This is a genomic window from Streptomyces sp. NPDC012510 (assembly GCF_042955065.1).
Classification (GTDB): domain Bacteria; phylum Actinomycetota; class Actinomycetes; order Streptomycetales; family Streptomycetaceae; genus Streptomyces.
In genome coordinates this window covers 117,587-140,041 of record NZ_JBIBEN010000026.1, presented here as the reverse complement: position 1 = coordinate 140,041, position 22,455 = coordinate 117,587, and the positions used below count along the sequence as shown (strand labels likewise).

Annotated in this window: 13 protein-coding genes and 1 pseudogene; 3 read left to right on the top strand and 11 right to left on the bottom strand. The window is 71.3% G+C overall.

Going from position 1 to position 22,455, the window contains the following annotated elements; genetic code table 11:
• Positions 1-210: 210 nt before the first annotated feature.
• The 3 genes and pseudogenes from ACFY9I_RS35795 to ACFY9I_RS35785 all read right to left on the bottom strand — a co-directional run.
• A pseudogene (locus ACFY9I_RS35795) lies at positions 211-347 on the bottom strand (SAM-dependent methyltransferase); the annotation flags it as partial.
• A 115-nt stretch (positions 348-462) separates the two neighbouring features.
• Positions 463-762, bottom strand: coding sequence for a DUF397 domain-containing protein (locus ACFY9I_RS35790; RefSeq protein ID WP_391009565.1), 300 nt, complete (start codon positions 760-762; stop codon positions 463-465).
• Positions 763-769: 7 nt separating this feature from the next.
• A complete protein-coding gene (locus tag ACFY9I_RS35785) occupies positions 770-1,630 on the bottom strand; it encodes a Scr1 family TA system antitoxin-like transcriptional regulator (protein WP_391009563.1) in 861 nt (286 codons plus the stop codon).
• A gap of 291 nt (positions 1,631-1,921) precedes the next feature.
• On the opposite strand from ACFY9I_RS35785, the gene ACFY9I_RS35780 reads away from it, so the two are divergent.
• From ACFY9I_RS35780 to ACFY9I_RS35770, 3 genes are all read left to right on the top strand, one after another.
• Positions 1,922-2,941, top strand: a complete 1,020-nt coding sequence (locus tag ACFY9I_RS35780; protein ID WP_391009561.1) for an ATP-binding protein — start codon at positions 1,922-1,924, stop codon at positions 2,939-2,941.
• A complete protein-coding gene (locus tag ACFY9I_RS35775; RefSeq protein WP_391009558.1) occupies positions 2,932-3,402 on the top strand; it encodes a hypothetical protein in 471 nt (156 codons plus the stop codon). The genes ACFY9I_RS35780 and ACFY9I_RS35775 overlap by 10 nt, the downstream gene beginning before the upstream one ends.
• A 333-nt stretch (positions 3,403-3,735) precedes the next feature.
• Positions 3,736-5,679 carry an ATP-binding cassette domain-containing protein gene (locus ACFY9I_RS35770; protein WP_391009556.1) on the top strand — a complete coding sequence of 648 codons (1,944 nt, stop codon included), beginning with the start codon at positions 3,736-3,738 and terminating at the stop codon, positions 5,677-5,679.
• A 130-nt stretch (positions 5,680-5,809) separates the two neighbouring features.
• Here ACFY9I_RS35770 and ACFY9I_RS35765 read toward each other — a convergent pair whose 3' ends face one another.
• The 8 genes from ACFY9I_RS35765 to ACFY9I_RS35730 form a co-directional block, all read right to left on the bottom strand.
• Positions 5,810-5,995: a hypothetical protein gene (locus tag ACFY9I_RS35765; RefSeq protein ID WP_391009581.1), complete on the bottom strand. Its 186-nt coding sequence runs from the start codon at positions 5,993-5,995 to the stop codon at positions 5,810-5,812.
• Positions 5,996-6,163: 168 nt separating this feature from the next.
• The gene (locus tag ACFY9I_RS35760; RefSeq protein WP_391009553.1) at positions 6,164-7,534 is read right to left on the bottom strand and encodes an amidohydrolase family protein; all 1,371 of its coding nucleotides are present in this window, start codon (positions 7,532-7,534) and stop codon (positions 6,164-6,166) included.
• 81 nt (positions 7,535-7,615) lie between these two features.
• Positions 7,616-9,745 carry an FUSC family protein gene (locus tag ACFY9I_RS35755; protein WP_391009550.1) on the bottom strand — a complete coding sequence of 710 codons (2,130 nt, stop codon included), beginning with the start codon at positions 9,743-9,745 and terminating at the stop codon, positions 7,616-7,618.
• A 333-nt stretch (positions 9,746-10,078) separates the two neighbouring features.
• A complete protein-coding gene (locus ACFY9I_RS35750; protein ID WP_391009547.1) occupies positions 10,079-12,334 on the bottom strand; it encodes a UvrD-helicase domain-containing protein in 2,256 nt (751 codons plus the stop codon).
• Positions 12,331-19,005, bottom strand: a complete 6,675-nt coding sequence (locus ACFY9I_RS35745; protein WP_391009545.1) for a DEAD/DEAH box helicase — start codon at positions 19,003-19,005, stop codon at positions 12,331-12,333. Before ACFY9I_RS35745 ends, ACFY9I_RS35750 begins: the two co-directional genes overlap by 4 nt.
• Before the next feature lie 72 nt (positions 19,006-19,077).
• Positions 19,078-20,007 (bottom strand): hypothetical protein, encoded by a 930-nt coding sequence (locus ACFY9I_RS35740; RefSeq protein WP_391009542.1) that lies wholly within the window; start codon positions 20,005-20,007, stop codon positions 19,078-19,080.
• A gap of 29 nt (positions 20,008-20,036) precedes the next feature.
• A complete protein-coding gene (locus ACFY9I_RS35735) occupies positions 20,037-21,218 on the bottom strand; it encodes a DUF3696 domain-containing protein (RefSeq protein WP_391009539.1) in 1,182 nt (393 codons plus the stop codon).
• Complete coding sequence (locus tag ACFY9I_RS35730) at positions 21,211-22,407, bottom strand: DUF262 domain-containing protein (RefSeq protein ID WP_391009536.1); 1,197 nt, start codon at positions 22,405-22,407, stop codon at positions 21,211-21,213. The genes ACFY9I_RS35735 and ACFY9I_RS35730 overlap by 8 nt, the downstream gene beginning before the upstream one ends.
• Positions 22,408-22,455: the final 48 nt, after the last annotated feature.

Genomic DNA, 22,455 nt, shown 5'->3' with positions numbered 1-22,455 from the left:
TGCTCCGCGACGGCACCTTCTACGAATCACGGCTCCCCGAAGCAGCCACCGCATGACCAGCCGGGCCTTGACGAAGGACATAGAGGCACCCCCCCTGGCCCACGCAGCGCACGCATGTGACCATCGGCCTCAAGTGACCGCCGGACTCAAGTGACCGCCGGACTCAAGCGACCGCCGGACTCAAGCGACCGCCGGACTCAAGTTGGGCGGCATCTGCCTGCCCATCGCCTCGTCGACGGGGCTGGGTAGTTGGCCTTGCCGCCGAGGTACCAGTCGTACATCCGCGCGGGGTGGGGTCTGCTCGTGTCGATCTCGACGGACGTCCGCTCATGACGAACTCCAGGGATTGCCGCAGCAGCACGTGAAGCAGTAGTAGGCGTAGCAATAGGTGAAGCAATAGGTAGTCAACTCAGTGCCAACACAGGGGGATCGGCTGAACCAACAGGGAGGGCGCAACAGGCCTCAGGACAGCAGGAAGTCGGCCACCCCCGCCTTCGCGCCCTGGATGAAGGCGTTCATCTCGTCGGGTGTGTAGATCAGCGCCGGCCCGTCGGGGTCGGTGGACTGCCGTACGGCGATACGGCCGTCGTCGAGCTTCATGGCCTCCAGGCAGTTGCCTCCGTTGCCGCCGCTCCAGGGCTTGTGCCAGCCCTCGCTGCCCAGTTCCCGGGCCGGCATTCCGTTGTAGACCGGCATGCGGGTGTGAGCGTGCTGCGACTGCGCGTGTGTGCGCGACTGCGGCTTGATGTTGATGCGATCCATTCGGTCTTCAGAGCTCCTTGCGGAGATCCCGGAGGATCTCCTTCGTGCGTTGTGCCGTGGCGGCCTGCGCCGCCATGCGGTCCATGACCTCCAGGTGGGTCGCCACCTCGGAGCGGTCGTCCAGGTAGACGGCGCCGGTCAGGTACTCGCTGTAGACCATGTCCGGAAGCTCCGGCATGGCGAATCGGAACAGGACGAACGGCCCGTACGTGCCCGGGTGCGGTCCTGTGTCGAACGTGGCGACCTGCAGCGTCACATGGGGCATCTCCATGGTCTCCAGCAGTCGGTCGAGTTGGGCACGCATGACCGTCGGGCCGACGACGGTGCGGCGCAGGGCGGTCTCGTCCATCACGAACCACAGCCGGGGCGCGCCCTCACGGGTGAGCAGTTCCTGCCGTTGCATGCGCAGGGCGACATGGCGCTCGATGTCCTCGGGCTCGGTCTGGCCGATGGCGCCCGAGGTCATGACGCCACGCGCGTAATCCTCGGTCTGCAGCAGTCCGGGGACGAAGTGCGGGTCGTAGGCGCGAATCAGGGAGGCTGCGCCCTCCAGGCTGACATACATGGAGAACCAGCCCGGCAGGATGTCGTGGTAGCGCTGCCACCAGCCGGGCCTGTTGGCCTCCTCGGCGAGCCGGACGAAGGTCTCCGCCTCCTCGTCGCCGATCCCGTACGCCTTCAGCAGGAGTTGGAGGTAAGGGATCTTGAGGGCGACCTCGGCGGTCTCCATGCGGCGGACCGTGGCGGCGGCGACGTGCAGGATGCGCGCGGCCTCCTCGCGTTTGATGCCCGCCCGCTCGCGCAGGTCCAGCAGTCGGCGACCGAGGACGACCTGGCCGACCGTCGGCGCGGACCGCGGCTCGCTCATCTCGCCCCTCTCCTCATCTGACTCACCTGCGTCGACCTGGTTTTCGCCGGCCCCGTCCGCTTCTGTCCGGCCCTGACAGCCCGGCGGCGCCGTTCGAAGCCCCGCCCGCCACCGTGCTGGTCCGTGTACCCAAACGAACACTGTGCGTACATAAGGACTTTGTGCGAGGGATTTCCAACTGGCGCCGCTACACGTGCTGTTGCGTGCAGTGTGCCATGACCGTTCAGAGAGTCACACGGCACTCTGCAATTTTCAGAGTGACACTTGCCAAGTGTTCATGGCGGGGCGATAGTGGCAAGCGTGATTCCGCCCCCCGCGCCGTTAGGAACAGACGCCGCCGGAGACCGTGTCGGTCCCGGTCCGGCCGCCGGGGCGCGCCCCGAGACGACAATCGCCGAGCGCCGGTTTCGGTTCGAGCTGGCCGCGCACCCGGGTGCCGTGGCCCAGGCTCGGCGTGTGACCCGTACCCAGCTCACCGGCTGGGCCCTCTGCGAGGACACCTGCGACACGGCCGCCCTGGTCGTGTCCGAGCTGGTGACCAACGCGATCGTGCACACCGCGAGCACCCAGATCGTCTGCGAGCTGCACGACGGCGACGATCTGGTGCGCATAGCGGTACGGGACGAGGGCTGCACGCCTGGTGAGCCGCACCCCTCGCCGCAGCGGCCCGAGGAGGAACACGGGAGAGGGCTGCTCCTCATAGAGTCCCTCTGCCGCTCCTGGGGAGCGCAGCCGATCGGGCTGGGGCTCCTGGTGTGGGCGGACGTACCGCGCGCGCTGGTCGCCGAGGCGATCTGCCCCGACGCGGGCGCGAGTCTGGCGACCGGGGTGGGGGTGAGGCCGTCCACGGTCCCGTCTCCGTCCATGGCCCCGTCTCCGTCCACGGCCGCGCCCACCGACGTGGAGGCTCGGGCCGACCTGGGGTGGGGCGCCAAGAAGCCGCCCACGGAGGACAGGGAGGACGAGGCGCAGGCGCTTCACCGCGCCGGCTCCGACGGCCGTCATGACCGCGCAAGGACCGACGGGCGCGACGGCTTCGCTGGCCGCCACGGCCTCGACGCCCGCCACGGCCTCGACGCCCGCCACGGCCTCGACAGCCGCGACAGCCGCGACAACGCCGAACGTCCTGCTGTCGCCGGGCGGCCGGCTCGCACCGAACACCCTGCCCGCCGGGAGCGTCCTTCCCTCATGGAGCATCCTTCCCGCATGGAGCGTCCTGCCGGCATGGAGCGTCCTGCCGGCGCCGGGAGGCCTGCGGAAGTCGAAGTTCGGACAGAAGTCGGACGGCGGACGGGGGCCGAATGGGTGTGAGCGCGTCGATCGGTCCCACTCGGCCCCCCGGTGGGGGCAGAGTGGCCCGCGTGGTGAGCCTCGACACCCTGACCCGACTGCGCCGCGCCCAACGGGCCGCGGTGACGCCCCGCCCGCTTCCGCTGCCCGAGGGCATGACCGCGCCCATGGGGTGCGACGCGGTGGCCGTTCCGGCCCGCTTCGGGCCGATGGTTCTGCCCCGGCTGCCCCGAGTGGGCTGCGTCTACGCCGACCGGGCCCACTGGTGGTGGATCGTGCCGGCCGACTCCGACTACGCGCTGGAGTGGCCTGCGCCGGTCCACTACACCACCGGAGCGTTGGTCTCCGACGGTTCGGCCGTGCCTGGGCTGATCCTCAGGCCGGAGGGGACGATTCCTTATACGCCACCCATACCGCTGTACCTGGCGCTCTGCCGGGTCACGGGAACCACGCCGACGTGGTCTCGGACGATGACGGCGTAGGTCTCGGCGTCCGACTCCGTGGCGGCCTTCTGATCGGGCCTCCGGAACGGGCCTCCGGGACGGGCCTCCGGGACGGGCCTCCGGGACGGGCCTCCGGGACGGGCCTCCGGGACGGGCCTCCGGGACGGGCTCCCCCGGTGGGGCCGGCCGGATCGCGGCTGCGGCTCCGTCGTTGGCGTGTCGCGCGGTTCCGCGCCCCGTTCGGGGCGCACTGCCTCGTCTCCGAGCGCCCCGTGTGCTCCGGGTGCGGGATGGTGGGCTGTCGTGCGCCCTGGCCGGAAACGGAGAGTACGGGGATAGTGGCCGTCGGCGACGACTCGGGGGAGGCCACCGGTGGGCAAGGCGCGTGACAGGGGCAAGCCGGAGACGTCGGAGTCGGAGCTGCTGCTGTTCGGGGGCCCGCTGCGGTACGACATGGGGTGGTCGCAGCACGCGGACGCGTTCCTGGAGCTGAACTTCCGTGGGATGGTGCGGCGGCTGCCGTCGCTGCTGGCGTCGAGTTTCCGGCTGGCCTGGCAGGCGGACCGCCCGGCGGCCCGGACCGTGCTGGCCGCCGAGACGGGTCGCGGCCTGGCCCAGGCGGTGAGCCTGTTCGCGGTGAACGCGGTCCTGGCCCGGCTGATGGCGGACGGGACGGTCGAGGAGCGGTTACGGGGAGCCGCCCCCGCGCTCGTCACCATCGCCGCCGTGATGCTGGTGGCCACGCTGCTGCGCGCGGCGTCGACGTATGCCACGGGGCGCCTGGAGCCCAAGGTGGAGCGGGTGGCGACCGAGCTGTATCTGGAGCGGGCGGCGGCCGTGGAGCTGTCCGCGATCGAGGACGACGGCTTCCACAAACTGCTGGACACCGCCAAGTACGGCGCCCAGTCGGCCCGCCGCATGATCAGCTACTCGGCGCGCGTGGTGAACGCCCTGATCTCCCTGATCGCGGCCGCCGGTGTGCTGACCGTGCTGCACCCGGCTCTGCTGCCGCTGCTCATCACGATGACCCTGCCGAGCGCCTGGAGCGCCCTGACGATCGCCCGCCGCCGCTACGAGTCCTTCCACGCCTGGGTGCAGCACGCGCGCGCGGGCTATCTGATCGGCTCCCTGCTGATCGAGCCGGAGGCCGCCCCGGAGATCCGGGTGCACGGTGTGGGCCCGTTCCTGCTCCGTCACTTCCGCGCCATGTCGGAGACGGCGGAGGCCGAGCAGGCGCGCCTGGCCCGGCTGGCCGCCCGTACCGGCCTGTACGCGGCCGTCTGGACCGGGCTGGCCACCGTGGCGACGTACGCGACACTGGGCGGGCTGCTGCTCGGCGGCACCATGGCGCTGTCGGTGGCCGGTACGGCGGTCATCGCGATCCGCACCGGCTCGTCGAGCCTGGACACGCTGGTCCTCGAGGTGAACTCCCTCCACGAGGAGGCCCTCTTCGTCGGTGACATGCAGCGCCTGTACGTGGAGGCCGCCAAGCGGGCCATCCCGGAGGGCGGCGATCCGCTGCCCGAGGACCCGCGCGAGATCCGCGTGGAGAACGTGACCTTCGGCTACCCGGGCAAGGCCGGCCGGCCGGCGCTCGACGACGTCACCCTGACCGTGCCGCTGGGCAAGATCGTGGCCCTGGTCGGCGAGAACGGCTCGGGCAAGACGACCCTGGTCAAGCTGCTCGCCGGCCTGTACACGCCGGACCAGGGAAAGATCACATGGGACGGGGTGGACACGGCCACCGCCGACCGGCGGCAGCTCGCCGAGCGCATCGCGATGGTCGCGCAGGACTTCAAGCGGTGGCCCTTCACTGCCCGCGTCAACATGGCGATCGGCCGCCCCTCGGCGCCGCTGACCGACGAGCGTCTGGCCTCGTCCGTCGCCGAGGCCGGGGCACAGAACGTGGTGGAGGACCTGCCGCGAGGCCTCGACACTCTTCTGGCACGTGGTTTCAGCGGGGGGCACGAGCTGTCGGGTGGCCAGTGGCAGCGGCTGGGCATCGCGCGGGCCGCGTACCGGCGCGGGCGCATCCTGATCGTGGACGAGCCGACGGCGGCCCTGGACGCCCGGGCCGAGCTGGAGGTCTTCGAGAAGATCCGCGCGCTGGCGGGAACCGGGCAGACGGTCGTCCTGATCACGCACCGGCTGGCGTCGGTCCGCCACGCCGATCTGGTGCACGTCCTCGACCAGGGACGGCTCGTGGAGTCCGGCACCCCGGACGAACTCCTGGCCACCGGCGGTGTGTACGCGGAGCTGTACTCGCTCCAGGCCGGACAGTTCGCGGCGAAGGCACCCGCCCCCGAAGCGGGCTGACCCGGGCCACGGCATCCACCGCGGGCTGGGATCCGCCCGCGACTGGGGCCAGCCGCGACACCCGCCGCCGACCGAGGCCAGGCCGGGCCCCCGCCCGACGACGTCAGGCCGCGGCACCCGCCGGCCGAGGTCAGGCCGCGGCACCCGCCGCGGTGTCGGCGCCGCGCACGATGACCAGGAACGTGTCCGTCGCGATGTCCATCACGACCTCGGCCTGCTGACCCTCCAGACGCGCCGCGTGCGCGAACTCCTCCGCCGGCCACGAGCCGCGCGGTCCACCGGCGGGAAAGCGCCCCAGCACCATTCGCCCGTTCACCCTGCACCTCCATGTCACGCTGTACGCGTAGCTCGTCGTCCGTAGATGTAAACGCCAATCATGGGGTGAACGGCTCGGCGAGTGACGGTACTGAGACGTAGTTGACACCTGGTCAATGAAGGTCGTGAGATGCCTCGCAAGAACCACACGTTCCGGTGACTCTGTGCATCACTCCGGCGGCTTGTCGTAGTCCTGGACGCGACCGCCGTGGCTGCGGTCGGTGAGGGCGGCCAGCCGGTCCTCCAGCTCCCGCGCGGTCGCCGACACGTCGACCGTGAGCAGTACACGGTCGCGCATGAGGACGCGGCCGTCGACGATCGTGGTGCGGACGTCGGCAGAGCGTGCGCTGTGCACGAGGGTGGCGGCGAGGTCGTGCACCGGCTGGGTGTGCGGGCCGGTGAGGTCGACGAGGACGATGTCGGCGCGCCGGCCGGGGGCCAGGCTGCCGATCCGCTCCCCCAGGCCCACGGCTCGGGCGCTCTGCAGCGTCGCGTGGTGCAGGGCCTGGCGGGAGGTCAGCCAGCGCGGGTCGCCCTCGGTGGACTTCTGCAGGAGCGCGGTGAGGGCCATCGACTCCCACACGTCGAGGGAGTTGTTGGACGCGGCCCCGTCCGTGGCGAGCCCGACGGGCACGCCGATGCCGCGCAGGGCCCTCACCGGGGTCGTGGGCCAGGCGAACCGCAGATAGCCGCGGGGCGCCGTCGCGACGGCCACCGGGCCCGTCGCCCGCTCCAGCACCGGCAGGTCGCGCTCGACGATCCCGGTGCCGTGCGCGACGAGGACGCCCGCCGCGACGCCGAGCAGTCCGGTGCGCTCCAGGACCTCGATGGGCGTGACACCGTGCCGGGCGAGGCTGTTGTCGGTCTGGTCACGGCTCTCCGCGGCGTGCAGATGCACCGGGAGGCCGTGCGCCTCGGCAAGCGCGGCGGTCGCGGCGAGGTCGGCTTCGTCGACGGTGTAGGGGGCGTGCGGGGCGAGCGCGGTGGTGATACGACCGCCGGCCGCGCCCCGGTGCCGTAGCGCGAACCGCAGTGACCTCTCCCGGCCTTCGGGCCCCTGCGAGGAGAAGAAGGCCTCTCCCAGATGAGCGCGCATCCCGGTCTCCTCGACCACGGCGGCGACGGTGTCCATCGAGAAGTAGTGGTCGGCGAAACAGGTGACCCCGCCACGGATCATCTCCGCACAGGCCAGCCGGGCCCCCAACTCCACGTCTTTCGCCGTCAGATTGGACTCGACGGGCCAGATGACGTCGTTGAACCACTCCTCCGCCGGTATGTCCTCCGCGAGGCCGCGCAGCGCCACCATCGGGGCGTGCGTATGGCAGTTGATCAGCCCTGGCATCGCGACCTGGCCGCGAGCGTCGATACGTTCCGCCGTGGGCACCGGAGCCGCCTCCTCCGCCGGCCCAATGCTCTCGATCGACCCTTGCCGTACGACGATCGCGGCGTCCTCTACGAAGGCGATCCCCTCGTCCTCGTCGTGGACGAGGGCGGTGCAGCCGGTGATGACGAGATCTGCGGGAGGCGGAGAGGGCGTCATGCCGTCACCGTACGACGATGACGGGCTCGGGAGGGGCTGAGTCGGGCATCCGGCGGTGTGGCTCGGACGTGAGGGCTTCGCTCAGGAGGTGCGGCCCGTCCTGGCCGGTAGGCCGACCACGTCCCGTATCTCGGGGAGGCTGACACGGGCGTGCCTCTGGTGCCGTGCGAGTTCGTCCAGGAGTGCGGTGAGCCGCTCGGTGTGCCGGCGCGTGAGCCGTCCGGTGTCGTCGAGGTGCACGGCGCACGCGGTGGTGGTGTCGACCAGTCGTTCGAGTACGGCGGCGACCTCGTCGGTGCCCTCGGTGTGCCGGGCCAGGGCGGGCAGTTCGGCCCCGGAGAGGGCGATCGCGGCGCGGGCCCGGGCGAGCGCGCGGTACGCCTCGCGGCGCAGGGTCCAGCGGGCGGCGCGATCGTCGGACTCGCCGGGCAGCGCGGCCCCGACGGACACGGACACACCGTTCGGCGTTGCCCCGCCATTGAACGGAAACGATTCGCTCCCTTCGCGGGCGCGGACATCCCTGCCGGGCTGCTCCTCCGCCGCGAGGGGGACATCCGCGTCGCACCCGCTCGCCCCAAAGATCCCGTCCGACACGGACGCCCCCGTCGACGCGCAGGTGCCGCCCGAACCGGCCGCCCCCGTCGCTTCGAAGGCGGCGCCCACCGGCGCGCGAGACTCGTTCAGGACGTGCGCGAGGTAGGCGTGCGCGGCCGTGCCCGCTTCTTCGAGCCGGGCGCGTACGCCCCCGCCGCGCTGCCCCTTCGGCATCGGCAGGTGGCCGACGATGAGCACGATGGCGCAGGCCAGCAGCGTCTCGGCGATGCGGCTCCAGGATGCCTGGGGATCGCCGCCCACCATGACGAGGGCGAGGACGAGCACGGTGACGACGGCGGTCTGGGCGGCGAAGTGCCGTGTGGCGACGGGTATGAGCGCCCCGCTGACCGCGACCAGCAGGATGAGCCCTTCCGGCCGGGGCAGCACGGCGGCGAACCCGGCGAAGAGCACGGCGCCGAGCACGGTCCCCGCCGCCCGGCACAGCACCCGGGACACGAGCGGCCCGAGGTCGGGCTTGACCAGGAACACGGCGGTCGCGGGCAGCCAGTACCAGTGCTGGTGGTGCAGCACCTGCGCGACAGCCGCGCTGGCCCCGAACGACAGGGCGACCCGCAGCCCGTACTCGCGCCCGCCGGACCCGAGGCCGAGTCGCACGAGCGATCCGACGGTACGGCGCCGAGTGTGCAGGTCTTGTGCGTCGCCGCCCCGGTCGAAGGCCTCGGCGGCGCGCAGCAGCGCGTCGTCGAGGGCGCGCAGTTCGGGTGCGGAGCGGGAGGGCGCGGGCAGCGGTCCGGTGGCGCTGTTGCCGCGCACGGCATCGGCCAGCCGTCGAGGCCCTTCGAAGGCCCGGCCGACGTCGGCGTCCCCGGCCCAGGCCAACGCGGTGGCCGCCTCGGCGAGCGGCAGGGCGGCGGCGTACTGGGCGTGCAGTCGCCGCTCGGCCGACGAACTGGCGTACCGCCGCAGCCGGGGCCCGGCGAGCGCGTCCTGGGCATGGTCGAGAGCGGCGGTCAGCGCGGCGCGGCGGGCGGTCGCGTCCGGGGTGCCGACGGCGTCCAGCAGGACGGCGATCGCGTCGTACACGTCTGCGAGGGCGTCGCGTTCCCCGTCGAAGCGGTAGTCACCGGCGGTGAGAACGGCGGGCGTGGGCAGAACGAGACGCAGGACGAGCAGCCATCCGGCGCCGGCGAGGTAGGCCAGCGCCCGCTCCCATCCTGGTTCCGGCAGGGGCATCCCGGCGCCGATCGCGGCGGCGACCAGCAGTTGGGTGCCGGCACCGGAGGACACGGTCCCGACCGCGCTCATCGCGCCGGCGAGCAGGCCGAGCGCGGTGAGCAGCACGGTGAGGACGACGGCTCCGGCGTACTGTCCGGCGTACGTCCCGGCGAGGAGCCCCACGGCTCCGGCGAGCGCGGGCACGCCGAGTCGTTGCACGGCGACGCGCCTGCTGCCGGGCCGGTCGTTGATGCCGGCGAGCATGGCGCCGAGTGCGGCGAGCACCCCGACGGAGGGGCGCCCCGACACCACGGCGACCAGCAGCAGCGGTCCGCCGGCCAACGCTCCTCGCAGCACCGCGTTCCAGGGCACCGGCCCCCTTTGCGCACGCAGGGCATGGGCGAGCCAGGGCGGCAGGGCGAGGACGGCGCGGCGGGACACGGGGCTCCTGTCGTCGGGTGAGGGCGGGGGGGTGCCTTCGGGCGACGGCGGCCGGGGCGTTGGTGGTGTGTGCGTGCACGTGTGCGTGTACGTGTGCGCTCCACCGTAGGGCGAGCGTGTGCGTGTACGTGTGCGCTCCACCGTAGGGCGCGGACTTGGAGGATATGGGATGCCCGTATTACCGCGATGTGACGATCCCTGCAGAGGCCATGTTCTTTATGAACGCAACGGGAGAGGCCCCGCCGGATGGGCGCGGCGGGGCCTGGCGAGGCGCCCGCACCCCCACCGGACGAAAGTGCACCGCGCCATGGGCGGAGTGCCCCGGCGCCTGTGTCACCGTCCGGCCCGCGCCCTCAAAGGCTTCAGGAAGCGGCTCGGCTCCCCGTTCCAGGAGATCGCCAGTGCGTCCCTGGCCCGCGTAGCGGCCACGAACAGAAGCGAGCGGGCGCGCTGCAGCTCACGCCTGTGGCGCAGCGCGTCGGTGTGCTCCCACGCGTCGACGGACGACCTCGGCACCAGTCCTTCCGCGACACCCGCGATGATCATGCATCGGTACTCGAGCCCCTTGAAGCGGTACATCGTGCCGACGTGCACACCCTCATCGCTCCTCGGTCCGTCCCGGGTGATCTCCGTCGAGACGATGCCTCTGCGTCCCAGCCGCTGTATGACTTCGGCGACCATCTGGTTCGTCGGTACGCAGATGGCCACGGACTCCCGGGGCACGTCGGTCCACGTCCTCAACTGTTCGACGACGAGGTCGAGTTCCTCGTCCCAGCTGTCGGCCTCGTGCAGTGTCGGACGGAGCCCGTGGAGGACGGAGCGGTACCCGCCCAGTGTGTCCTGGTCACCGTCGAGGTCGTCGTAGTCGACGCCCTCCAGCACTCCCATGGCGGAGCGGAGGATCTCCCATGTCGTCCGGTAACTCAGGGTGAGCCGGGCCGACCGGCCACGGATGTTGATCCCGAGACTGCCGAGGGTGACCTGGTTGTCATAGATCCGCTGGTGTGTGTCGCCCACCAGGAAGATGTCGTCTGGCCCGGCCGGGACCATCGCGCGCAGCATCTTCCAGTGCGCGGCGCTGAGGTCCTGGGCCTCGTCGACGACGATGTGCCGGTAGCGGTAGCGCAGGAACGCCCCGGACCCGGACTCCACATGGACGTTTCCGAGTCCGCCGTGGTCGTCCTTCTGCTGCTGCCGCTTGTCGATCTTGGTCTTGCGGTCGATCTCCAGACGGGCGGCGCGCTCGGCGACCTGCCGGTGGGTCTCCAGTCCCTTCAGCTCCAGCCTCTGGGTGAAACGTTCGGCGAGCTGCCAGATCTCGGCGCGCTCGGCACGGGTGATGCTGCGGCCACGTCCCGCCCTGCGCACCTTGAAGTAGTCGGTGCGTGAGTGCACGGCCTGCCCCAGGATGACCTGGTTCCACTCGTCGCTCAGGAACTCCGCGTCCCAGCGGTTCTCCCCCGCTTCCACCAGCAACTGACGCCATTCGCCCAGGGCCTGGGAGTCTTCCATGCGCCGTTTGGTGTTGCCGGGGTCGGACTCCCGCACGACCCGCGTCGCCAGCTGGTCGACATGCACGATGTCCACGCGGGCCAGGGTCTCGGGCCCGCCGAGCGACAGCAGTCGCGCCCTCAGGTCGGCGGCGAGGTTCTTGTTGAACGTGGTGAGGAGCACGGGCTTGGTGTGGCCGGGAGGGAGTCGGTCCACGAGGTGCTTGACGCGGTGCAGCGCCACGATGGTCTTGCCGGTGCCCGGCCCTCCGCTGACCCGGGCGGGGCCGGAGTAGGCCCGGCGCACAAGCTTGTCCTGGGTGGGGTGGAGGAAGACCTTCCAGCGGCCGAAGTCGCCTTCCTCGATGATGCTCTGCAGTGTCTCGTCGTCGGTGATGACGACGGCCTGGGAACGGCCCGCGGCGGTCTGCCAGTCGTCGGAGTCGAGTTCTTCCGGCTTCTCGACGGCGACCGGCTCGGTGACCTGTTCCTTGACGTCCGCGAACGAGAAGCCGTCCCGCAGCCGCAGCAGCACCTCGCCGGTGTGGCGGGGCGCGTACTCGGCGAGGCCGAGGAGTTCGTCGTCGTTGGTGAGTTTGAGGACGATGGGGATGAGCGGTTCGGCGACACCGAGCTCGGCGAGCTGCCCGGCGCTGTACTGCGCGAACAGCGGCTGCTCCACCGGCTGACGGGGAGCGGCGGGGGCGGGCTCGGGGGCTGCCCGACGCAGGACGTCCTCTTCGACCACCTGGAGGTCGACGTACTCGATGGCACCGGTGATCTGGTTGATGCCGTAGGCGAGCCGGTCCAGGTTCTGGTGGACGTGTCCCCGGTGCTTGACCGAGACGAGCAGCCAGTCGTTGCCGCCGAGGCGCAGCAGCAGCGCACGGTACTCACGGTTGACGCGTGCGGACCACAGACGGTCGTGGCCCTTGAGTTGTTTGAGGTCGAATCCACCGGCGTCGGGGTTCTTCCGGAAGTCGTGCTGGAACTTGTAGACCGCCCCTACGATCGCCCGGTCCAGCTTGACGATTTCCTTGTCGGCCTTGTCGAGCAGGCGCAGCGTGGCCCCCGTGCTCGGCGTGGCGGGGCTGGTCATCGGGCGTGCTCCTCGTTCTCGTTGTCCGCAAGCAGCGCGGCGAGTTCTGCCGCGTCCCATTCCGGTGCCGTACGCGCCTGCCATCCCGCGTCGGCGTATGCCTTGTCGCGGGCCTCGGCGTCGCTGTCGGGCGTACCGTCGGTGTGCTCCTCATGAGCCAGTACGACGGCGATACGACGGTCCGGCCAGGCCAGTTCGGCAGGCCAGGCGGCGGCGCCCAGCTCATGGCCCGCCTCGGGCACCGGCGCTCCCCGGTCGGCCAGGGCAACGGCGAGGTCCGCCAGCCCCGGCTCCTCCACCAGGTATCCGATGACCTCGTCCCAGGCGGGGTCCCGCACGGCGGAGGCCGGTTTGACCTCCGCCTCGGGTGCTGCCGCCCGTCGCTGCGAGGTCAGCCACCCCACCCCGCCGGTGACGGCCAGCTCCGCCGTGTCGAACCCGGCGAGCAGGCTGGTCGTCAGCTGGACTCCGTCGCCCTCGCCCTCGTTGAGGAACTGCAGCAGGTTGGTCCAGTACAGCCATGCCTGCCAGCGCCGCCGGTGCGCGGGTTCGTCGGCGCTGACGACGTCCGGCCTGTCGTCGAGCACCGTGAGCGCCGACCAGACGGCTCCGGCCTGCCCCCGGCGCAGGTCGAGGGCGATGGTGAGCGGGCAGCCACTCGCGTCCCGCGTGGTCATCACCTGTACGGCTCCCTGCCCACCGGCCAGCCGCCCGCCCCGCAGCGCCTCGCTCAGCCGCTCTGCGATCGCCGGACCGTCGGCCAGTGCCCGGCTGGTCGCGGACACGGTGGCGAACCCGGCGAGCGCGCTCTGCGTACGGCGTCGCCACAACTCCGGTTCCGGGCGTGTCAGATAGCCGATCAGGGTGTCGACGGGGTTGGCCCACACCAGGCGGGGCAGATCGCGGGTGTCACCCGCGTGCAGACGCCGGTGGATGTCGAGCGCGGTCTTCTGCGCGGTGTTCTGGTACGGCACCCACACCGGGTCGGCGACCGGCTTGCGTCGGCCCGTCCATGCCTCGACGTCGTCCCACGTCAGCTGGAAGACCTGCCATCCGGAGGCCCTCAGCCGGGTGCGTTTGGCGGCGTCGTCGGCGGCCCTGTCGCACTCGGGACTCGCGTGGTAGCGGTACCCGTCGAGGTAGACGGCGACCCGCAGCTCCTCGGCGTCGAGCCTGCGGAAGACCACGTCCGGGCGGGTGAAGCCCAGGTCGGTCTGTGTCTCCATCTGCCAGCGCGTCACGGAGCCGTCGGGCGCGGTGAGGCGCAGCTCGGTGCTGCGTGCGCCGTCCGGTGTGAGGGCCGTACGCACACTGGCCTCGTCGACGTCGTCGCGTGCCGCCCAGTCCAGGAGGCCCTGCCGGAACAGTGCTTCGAGTTCGCTCTCGACCTGCGGGGCCAGGTTGATGTCACCGGTGGTGGTGACCGGCTTGGCGCCCCAGCTCTCGCCCTCGGCGCCGAAGAGCTCGCCGAGCATGTCGAGTGCGTGCTCCCGGGAGACCAGCTCGTACTCGCTGTCGGCGACGTGGCGCAGCAGGCAGCGGTGGCAGGCGGGCCGCCCCTCCTCGACGCAAGGGCACTTCTCGATGACCTCACGGGCCCGCGCCAGCACGTCCCGAAGGCCCTCGGGGCCGGCGAGCCGCTGCAGATAGCCGGTGCCGCGCGGCAGCTCGTCGTACAGGACGAGGAAGTGCCGGCGCACGTCCCGGTCGCCGCCGCTGTCCGGGTCGGGCATGGAGTCGGTGACGACGGCCAGGTGGTCGGGGTCGCCGCCGTAGCTCTGGGCGATGCCCGCGAGCAGGGCGGCCTTGAAGGAGACGAGCCGTTCCTGGGTGTGGGCGGTGACGGCCGGGATGAGGATGCGCAGCGCCTCGGTCTCCAGGACGTGCGCGAGCAACACCTTCACGCCCGTCTGCTGGGCCTTGGACTCGGTCAGCCCCGAGCGCACCTTGGGACACCAGGGCCGGTGGTACTGCGTGGCTTTCACCTGGATCAGGGCGTCCTGGTTCATGACGGGTCCGCCGTCGGCGTCGGCCTGTCCGCAGGAGTCGCAGACCCAGAAGGGGTTGAGCCGTACGCGTCGGCCCGCGAAGGCGTCGTCCGCGACGGCGTCCACGCGGGACGCGCCGACGTTGATGTGCCGGACGGTGGCCTGCCGGGTGTACTCCCAGCCGAAGGTGGCCCGGGGGTGCCGCCACGCCTCGACCACGCTGTCGTGCGGGATGTCCACGGCCGGTACGACGGTGTAGTGGCGCCGCTCGCGCTCGTCGGTGTCGTCGCGCACCCGGGCGTCGTCGCGCTGGTCCCGGGAGTGCACCCGGTGCGGCACGAGGACCTTGTGCAGACAGCCGACGTCGCCGATGGCCGCCGAGCGGCAGCGCGGGCAGGCGGAGGAGTCCTGCTGGGCCTTGTGGGTGCGGACGTGACCGCAGTCGGGGCAGACCCGCCACCACAGCCAGGCCGGGCGGCCGGGGCTGCCGATGTCGAGGCCGCTGACTCGGTGTTTGTAGCCCTGGATGTAGAAGTGGTTTCCGGGTGCGAAGTCCTCCAGGGCGAGGCGTGCGGACCGCTCGTACCGGAGCACCTTGCTGTGGTGTTCGGGCTGCCCGTCGGTCCCTTCCTCCCGCCAGAGGAGGGTGGCCTCCAGTTCGGTGGTGGAGTCGACGAGGCTGTAGTTGGGCAGCAGACCGAGGTCGACGAGGGTCCCGTGCGCGGTGCCCCGGCTGATCACTCCGGCGCGCGCGGCTACGGCCCGGCGCTCGGCTCGCAGCTCGCGCCCTTGCCGGTCGTGCTCGGGATCGCCGGCGACGAGCCGTCCGATGGCGTCGTCGATGGAGGCGATACGGCGCTGGAGTTCGCCTCTGCGGCCGTCCCACTCGCGGGTCGCGTCGGCGAGGGACTCGGCGATCCCCTCGGCCGCGAACCTCCGCAGCGCGTCGGCGGCCTCCGGACTGACGCCGGTGCCTCGACTCGCGTCGTACGGCGGGAAGAGCCGGAGGAAGACCTCGACAAGCTCCGGCCCTCTCGCCAGCGCCGCCGCCGTGAAGTCGGACAGCCAGCCGGCCCGGCCGAACAGCGCCGTGGCCAGACGCGGCAGGGGGAACACCGCAGTCCCGTCCGCCGACAGCAGCCGCCCGGCTCCCGCGAGGTCCAACAGGTGTGCCAGGTACTGGCGTTGGAGGATCTCCACGGCGGAGAGGAAGCAGCCCGGCGGCTGGATGTCGCCCGCGATCATCCGGAGCGGGTCTTCGAGGTAGTACCGGTCGCGCGGGCCGCGGTCGACCATGGTGAGCAGATAGGCGTTGCCGGTGGTGCGTCCGGCCCGGCCCACCCGCTGGACGTAGTTGGCCGGCCCCTTGGGCAGCGAGGCCAGCACCACGGCCGACAGGTCGCCGATGTCGATGCCGAGTTCGAGGGTCGGCGTGCAGGACAGGACCTGCGGGTTGGCGTAGTGGACGTCGGTGCCGTCGCGGAAGGCCTTCTCGACGGCCTCCCGTTTCGGCCGGTCCAGGGTGCCGGTGTGCTCGGCCGTGTTGATGGTGAAGACCCCGGCCTCGCGGTACATCCGCCGGTAGAAGTCGTCGGTGAAGTCCCGCTGTCGCAGGCTCCCTTGGCCGTCGCGTCCCGCGTGGAGGTGGCCCCCGCACCGGTAGCGCGGGCAGGGCTGGCCGTGCCAGTGGTGGGCGAGGTCCGGGTGGACGGTCTGCTGCCAGGAGCAGTCCGCGCAGCGCACACCGGCCTCGGCGACGACCTCGTCCGACAGCTTGCGCACCCGTACATGGCCGGGCTGGAGGCCGTAGACCCGGGTGGCCCCGTCCTTGGCCGTCCGTACGGACACGACACCGGCCTCGGCGAGAGCGGGGAACAGTCTGACGAGGAAGGCGTTCGCCGCGTCCGGCTGACGCAGGCCGAGGCCGCGGCGTGTGAAGTCCTGGTACCAGCCCAGGCGTCCGGTCAGGACGTCGAAGTCGTCGCTGCCCTTCTTGGGGCTGCCGAGGAGGAAGGCGGGAGCGGAGACTCCGGGCGGGAAGGCGGGCATGCCGGCTTTCCGGCCGCCCCAGATCAGCCAGCGACGCACGCCCGCCTGGTCCAGCCAGGGATCCAGCCAGGCGTGGCGGATGGCGCCGCGGGTCCGCATCCGCTCCAGCAGTCCGCGCACATAGCCCACGAACCGGTCCGGCCCGGGGACGGAGCCGTCCGGCAGGGCGATGTCACCGGGTGTGGTGTGCAGCAGCTCACGCACCAACTCGGCCACACCGTCGGGGTCTTCGAGGGGCACCTCCGCGGCGACCGTCCGCGTCAGCTCCAGGGTGCGCCCCTGCCGCGACCTCAGCCCGAACTCCATCACCGTCGCGAAGGCCAGCCGCTGCGCGATGAGTTCCCACGTGGGTCTGGAGCCGTGGCTGCGGCCCGCGAGCAGGGTGTCCACGCCCCGGATCACGTGCAGGTCCGGTGGGATGACGGCGACGCGCACCTTCCGGCTGTCGACGACCTCCTCGACGATGTCGGCGGCGAGGTCGCTCAGCGCGACGGGGGTGTCCTCGTCGACGCGGCTGGCCAGCAGTGAGCGGAGGGAGAAGGTGTACGAGCGGCTGGCGACGTATCCGGCGCGGTGGGCGGCGTCCTGGACGGAGTCGTTGAAGAGGAGGGTCTTGTTCTCCTTGAGGTTCTCGTCCAGCTCGCCGCCGGTGAACAGCTGGGTGATGGAGGCGGCGGCGAGGGCGGCGAGGCCCGTGCCGAGGAAGCGGATGGCGTTGAAGGTGCGGCAGGCCGGGCACTGGTCGGTCTCGGCGGCACGGTCGCCCTCGAGGTCGACGACCACGAACGCGGCGCCTCGCAGCGGCTTCGCCACACTCGGCCCGCCCCCGTCGCGCGGCTTCTCGAAGTCCTTCTCGGGCGAGAGCGGCCGCAGTCGGCCCCTGTCCCCGTCGAGCACCATGACGGTGGGCCCGCCGCGCACCGGCTCCTTGGCGAAGGCGGTCTCGTAGGCCTCGGCCGCGGTCGCCGCGATCATGTTCCGTACCCGGCGTTTGTCCCGCCCCACCGATGCCCGGCGGATCTTGGTGGCGTTCAGGTCGAGCTCGGCGGCGTCCGACTCCGGGGAGAGCGCGGCCCACCCCGAGCGTCCGCACTCGCGGCAGAACACGGCGGGCAGGAACACCTCGGCGGGCGAGGGCGCGCTGTCGTCGGCCGGTACGGCGGCGTCCTCGTCCGCCGGGTCGGTGTCCTTCCCGCCCGGTGCCTTGTGGACGAGCAGCCCGCCGGACGTCACCCGCTCGTCGTCCCAGCGGAACTCGGCCCGTGCGGGCGTGATGCCGCGCAGCACCCGGGACACGGACCGCACCCAGTGGTGGATCTCGACGGAGAGCAGCGGCCGCCCGGGGTCGTCCGGGTCCCTGGCCGTGGACAGCAGCGCGACATAGCGGGCGAGGGCCTGGGCGGCGACGGTCGGTTTCTGCTGGGCGGCCATGCCCCAGTGGTAGGCGTACCTGGGCAGGACCTCCATGAGCTCCGCGAGCGTACGCGGACTGCCGTCGAGGATCTCCAGGACCGCGGCGGTGAGCCGGTGCCGCCGCAGCCTGGCCCCCAGTTCCTCGGGCGTGAGCCCCGCCTCACCGGTGAACTCCGTCGCGAGCCGGTCCAGGGCGCCCTCGTCCCGGGTCGGGTCACCGAGGAGTACGACGTCCTGGGGCGCCGGGAAGGGCAGGCTGAAGTCGCTCTCCCCCGCGAACTCCTGCACGCTGCGCCGGGACTCCCCGACGACCGACTCCGCCGGGAAGGGCACGCCGAAGACCTGCTCGGCGACCTCCAGCATGGAGCCGCCCGCCGATCCGGCCCCGGTCTCGCCGAGAGTGGCCGAGGTGGCGACCGGGCAGACCGGCCCGAGCGGCCGCCCGTCGCGCGAGAGCCCGGTCACGGAACCGAGCCGGCGCAGCAGCATCGCCACGTCGGTGCCCTGGGCGCCGTCGTAGGTGTGGAACTCGTCGAGGACGACGTACGCGAGGGAGGAGCCCTCCCACAGTTTCTGGTCCTCGGGCCGCTGGAGCAGCAGGTCCAGCATCTTGTAGTTGGTGATCAGGATGTCCGGCCGGGTCCGCCGGATCTCCTCCCGCTCCACCGCGACCTTGCGGACGGATTCTTTGAACTCCCGGGACGGCTTGTCCCCGATGTACAGCCCGGCCCGGACCCCCTCCAGCCGTGTGTCCTTGTCGAGGTGGTCGTTGATGCGCTGGGCCTGGTCGGTCGCGAGCGCGTTCATCGGGTACAGCAGGACGGCCTTCACCCCGCCCCGCCCGGCCTCCCGCTCCCGGCGGCAGTGGTCGAGCAGCGGCACGAGGAAGGACTCGGTCTTGCCGGAGCCCGTGCCGGTGGTGACCAGTGTCGGCTCGGCGGGCCCGTGCAGCGTGGAGAGCCGCTCCCAGGCCTGGGCCTGGTGCCGGTGCGGATGGAATCCGCGCGGCCACCACTGGAGGTGCCGCTGCCAGTCGTCGTTCTCGGCGGCTCGGAACGGCGTGCGGATCCGCAGGTACGGCCCCCGGAAGATGCCGTCGTCGGGGTCGCCGAGGAACTGCTCCAGTGCCCGCCGCGTGGACTCGTCCGCCAGGGCGTACGTGGTCGACAGATACTGGCTCAGGCTGGCCCGTACCTGGTCGGCGGCGAGCGTCGGTCGCACGCGCGGTCCCCCTTCTGCGCTGGATCATGATTCGCACACCCACCGTAAGGGACGGTGGGTTGTGCGGGGACCTCAGATACCGCGCTTCCTGCCCAGGTACGCGACGCGTACCGCCTTGTCCTCGGGCACGAGCCGGAAGTGCACGCGCCCCTCGTCCGGGGTGAACCGGGAGTGCGTGTCGAACAGCCCCGGCCGTCCGTCGAGGTCCGTGAACCAGCCGTAGTCCCGCTTGCGTTCCCCGTGCTCTCCCGTCACCCATGACCGCCACTGCGGCCCCTCCGGCCGTGTTGCCGGGTCCCACTCGGCCACGGCCTCCTCCAGCTCGATGAGACGTCGACGCACCGGCCCCACCCACACCTGGGGCAGGACACGCAGGTCGGCTTCGACTCGCGGCAGGAACTGGAGGTGCGGGAAGAGGTCCGCCCGCCTCTCCCACAGCTGTGCCCCCGTGTGGACGGCGGTGTCACGCGCCGCCCTGATCCACGCGAGGTGTGTGTCCAGGTGCCGCTCGACGGAGACGTGCCGGACCTCGACCTCGCTGACCCAGGTGCCCGTGGAACCGTCCGCCGACTCGACGAGCTGCTCGCACTCCAGGACCATGGTGCTGGCGTCCCAGCAGGCCTGCGCGGGCACGGAGATGCCCAGGCCGTCCATGAGGTGGGCCCCGCCGAGGCCTTTCGCGACACCGCCCTGGTACCGGTACTCGATGTCGAACGGATCCTCACCGTTCGGGAGCACCGTCTTGAAGGGAGCCTTGCTCTGCATCAGCCGGAGCCGCTGCCAGGAGTCACGGTTCTTCGGGTTCCCCATCCACTTCTGAACGGGGTATCCGTCCGCGACCTGGAGTTCCTTCAGCGGTACGTCGCTCACGAGCGTGGTTCCGGCCCGGTCCACCCGCGCGACCGCCACCGCGGTCCGGGCGAACTCCGTCATGGCCCGGTCCGCGTCCAGCGGATCACAGGCGCTGCCGTAGGACCGCTCGTTCAGGAATAACAGCGGCACAGGTCCCCCTTGGTCATGCTGGGTTCAAGTCAGTCGAGAAGCTGGTCGAGCGTGTTCTCCAGCTCGTCGAAGAAGCCCTTGGGCCACTGGTCGAGCAGGCCGTCCTCGTCGATGCGAGGGGTGATCACCTCGACGCCCGAGCCGTTGGTGCTGCGGAAGAAGTGCACGACGGCCTGCTCGGGCTTGAGCAGGCCCTGCTTGACGGCGAGGCGCATGCCGTTGAGGACGTGGTCGCTGTGGGTCTCGACGATCAGCTGCGCGCCGTGCGCCGCTGCGGCTGCGGCGAGATGAGCCATCCTGGTCTGCCCCTGCGGATGCAGATGCGCCTCCGGGTTCTCCAGGAGGACGAGTCCGCCCGGCTGAGCGGTGAGGCAGGCGACGACGATGGGCAGGGCGTACGTCAGGCCGAAGCCGACGTTGGTGGGGCGGCGGCGCCGGGTGGCGGTGAGGGCGTCGCCGAAGCCGTAGGAGAGGCGGACGGTGTCGGTGCCCTCGATGGGAACGGCCTCGATGTTCACTCCGGGGCACAACTCGCCCAGCCAGGCGGCGACTTGGTCCAGCAGCAAAGCGGACTCGGCGCGCGGGTGCCGGAGCGGGCCGTCCGGCACCTCGTCACGGGCGTGGTGCCGGAGGAAGTTGACGGTGTGTTCGCCACGGACGCCGAGGAAACCGCGGCCGATGGCCACCTGATGGTCGCGGGGGTATCGCTCGGCGGGGGTGATGCGGTCGGCGTGGAGGTACTGGAAGAACGGGCCGAAGTAGCTGGGCCACTTTCCGGCCCAGCCGGTCGGTGCCAGGAGTCCCTCATCCGTGAACGGTGTCCGGACGGAGACCACCGGCAGCAGGTTCTGCTCGGGTTCGTAACCGACCGTCCAGGAGTAGTGATACGGCCCCTCGCCCACCGTCAGCGTGATCTCCGGCTGGTCCCCCGTGAAGTCCTCGTGCAGGACGTCCTGTCCGGTGCCGAGGCCGACGAGTTCTCCCTTGAGCAGGAAGCCACCCGGGTCTGTGGCCTCGCGAACAGCGCGGACGTGGTGCGCCTCTGCCATGACCAGATCGCCCGACGTATGCGATTGACGCAACAGCGCCAACGCCTGGATCACCGTGCTCTTGCCCGACGAGTTGAGCCCGGTCAGCAGCGTGAGCGGGCCGAGCGGGATGTCCGCGTGCTGGAACGCCTTGAAGTTGGTCAGCGTCAGCCGGTCAATCACCGCTCAGTACCCCCTGGAAGAGCTGCTTCACCACCCTGAACCGCGTCCGGACGTTCTCCGCGTTGCTGGTGTCGACGGAGATCGCACGCGCGAAGTTCCAGTCCACGTCGAGCTGGAACGCGAGATCGGCCCGGACCTTGTCACGGGACGTTACCAGCAGCTCACGCTGATGGTCCTCCAGCTCCGCGAGATTGACGGCCACGGCCTCGAACAGGGCTTTGTTGACGGGCGACTTGCGGGTGCGTCCCACGGACTTCCGGAACGCGTGCCTGCCGAAGACCTCGTGCGCGCACTTCATGGCCTCGCGGAACTGTCGTGCCTCCCAGACTCTTTGCTCCTCCGACAGGTCGTTGACGCGATGCATGGTCTCGTTCAGGAACTGCTCGAAGTCCCGCTGCCGGTACTCCTCCGGAGGGGACAGCCGGAAGGCCAGGTAGCGGAGGACCATCTCCCGGTCGGTCATCCGCTCGTTCGACACAGCCCACCCGGTGGCCTCGCCGAAGGCGGGCTCCTCCGTCAGGTCGGCGAGGAAGTCGCGGGCGGGGCCGGGGATCATCGCGTGCCGGATCTCCTGGCCGTTCAGGGCCGTCCCGGCCGCGTTGATCCGGGCGAACACGTTGAACTTCACGGCCTCGGGTGTGCCCTGCCGGACGAGGTGGACGACGAGCCGCGTCTCGCGCAGCCGGATGCGCAGCCGCCCGGGCAGTTCCTGGTAGCCCTTCCCCTCGAACCGCTCCAGGAAGTCCAGGCCGCGCAGCGCCAGCGGGGTCGCGTCGATGAGTCCGGGAACCATGAACCGGACGAGGGCGGTGAGCCGTTGGGTGCCGTCGACGACGGACCAGTCGTCGTTCTCCTGCTGGGCCAGGAAGAAGGGCGGCAAGGGGATACCCAGGAGCAGCGACTCGATGAGGCGGCTCTGCTGCACCTCGCTCCACATGCTGGCCCGGCGCTGGAAGTCCGGCGCCAGATCGAGCGCGCCCCGGGTCAGCCGGTCCAGCAGCTCCTCGACTGTGAGCTGCAGGATGTCGATGCTGACGCTGTCCGGGTCGAAGGGCTCCGAGCCCCGGTCCGGCTCGTCGGCGGGCAGCTCCAGCTCGACTCCGGTCGGTCGCCCGTTCGCACCGATCTCGACGGGGCTCTCGAAGAGCAACCCGCTCGGGTCGGCCGCGTCGTCCTCCAGCCCTGTCATGTCTCCTCGTCGCCCTCGCCTGTCGATGCCGCGCTCGTGTCGCCGCGG

What these genes read in the sequence shown, in the direction of transcription:
- ACFY9I_RS35730 (WP_391009536.1), bottom strand. Translation starts at nt 22,407, where the DNA reads ATGACAGGGCTGGAGGACGACGCGGCCGACCCGAGCGGGTTGCTCTTC.
- ACFY9I_RS35750 (WP_391009547.1), bottom strand. Translation starts at nt 12,334, where the DNA reads ATGACCAGCCCCGCCACGCCGAGCACGGGGGCCACGCTGCGCCTGCTC.
- ACFY9I_RS35775 (WP_391009558.1), top strand. Translation starts at nt 2,932, where the DNA reads ATGGGTGTGAGCGCGTCGATCGGTCCCACTCGGCCCCCCGGTGGGGGC.
- ACFY9I_RS35785 (WP_391009563.1), bottom strand. Translation starts at nt 1,630, where the DNA reads ATGAGCGAGCCGCGGTCCGCGCCGACGGTCGGCCAGGTCGTCCTCGGT.
- ACFY9I_RS35790 (WP_391009565.1), bottom strand. Translation starts at nt 762, where the DNA reads ATGGATCGCATCAACATCAAGCCGCAGTCGCGCACACACGCGCAGTCG.
- ACFY9I_RS35760 (WP_391009553.1), bottom strand. Translation starts at nt 7,534, where the DNA reads ATGACGCCCTCTCCGCCTCCCGCAGATCTCGTCATCACCGGCTGCACC.